The 991-nt window shown below is 26.7% G+C and carries 1 protein-coding gene; it reads left to right on the top strand.

Translation table 11 applies throughout. From position 1 onward, the window contains the following. The coding region (locus HMPREF3029_RS09315) for an erythromycin esterase family protein (RefSeq protein ID WP_168165486.1) at positions 1-991 on the top strand (991 nt) is incomplete at both ends.

Here is a 991-nt window from a genome sequence, read left to right as displayed (position 1 = left end):
CAGAACCAACTCATGCATCTTCAGACATAGACGAGATATTTATAAAATTAATAACACAATTAACAAAAGACGGTGACTATAATGTTGTTGGTTTAGAAACGTCTAGTGCAGAATTGGAATATTATTTAAATTTCTATGATGAGAGTAATTTAGATATAGTCAGAAATGAAAGTGTTATGGAAAAATATAGACAACCCAATTTTTCGAGTCTCTTTAAAAAACATTGGAATAATGAACTATCTGTAGAAGGTATAGATTGGGTACCTACTGTTTATAATCAAACAACAGATAATACACATTTGTTAGAAAATATTTACCAAGATATAAAAAAGAGTAATATAGAGAATGCAGAGGACTTTAAAAATAAAGAAATTAAACTTAGAGAATTCACTAGTAGAATGATTTTTAATGATGAAGAATATATTGATTACGACGAAGTTGATAGTTATCTTAATTTTTATAAAAACCTTAAAAATAGTAGCAGTTATGAAGATTTGGACCCTCATTCAAAAAAATTTATAAATCACAGAATTGATGTGCTACAGAACCCTTTATCTAAAGAATATTTAACAGGTTTAAAGATTACTAATCCTAATCAAGATTATTTTTCACGCAGAGGAATAGGCATGTATGAAAAAATAAATAACTTAGTTAAAGAAGGAAATAAGGTAATAGTATGGGTTCATAATTGGCATGCCTTAAAAAATCCTGGGAAAATAAATATTCCTAGCGAAGAAGGACAAATATCTAGACCTACTGATCATTATTCTTTAGGTTACTTATTAAATCAATCTAATTTAAAAACCTTTGTTATTGGGACGTATTTTAACAGTGCTGAAAACTTTTCTTCAATTTATTTAAACAATGAAGATTTAGAAAAAATAACTGATGAAAAATTTTTAGAAGCACAACTTTCTTATTATCAGGAAAGTCCATTATTTATAAATCTAGAACAACATAAGCTATTAAATAATAGATACAATGCTTACGA

This window comes from Nosocomiicoccus sp. HMSC059G07 (assembly GCF_001815515.1).
In the GTDB taxonomy this organism is placed as follows: domain Bacteria; phylum Bacillota; class Bacilli; order Staphylococcales; family Salinicoccaceae; genus Nosocomiicoccus; species Nosocomiicoccus ampullae_A.
This window is presented reverse-complemented; position numbering and strand designations above follow the sequence as displayed.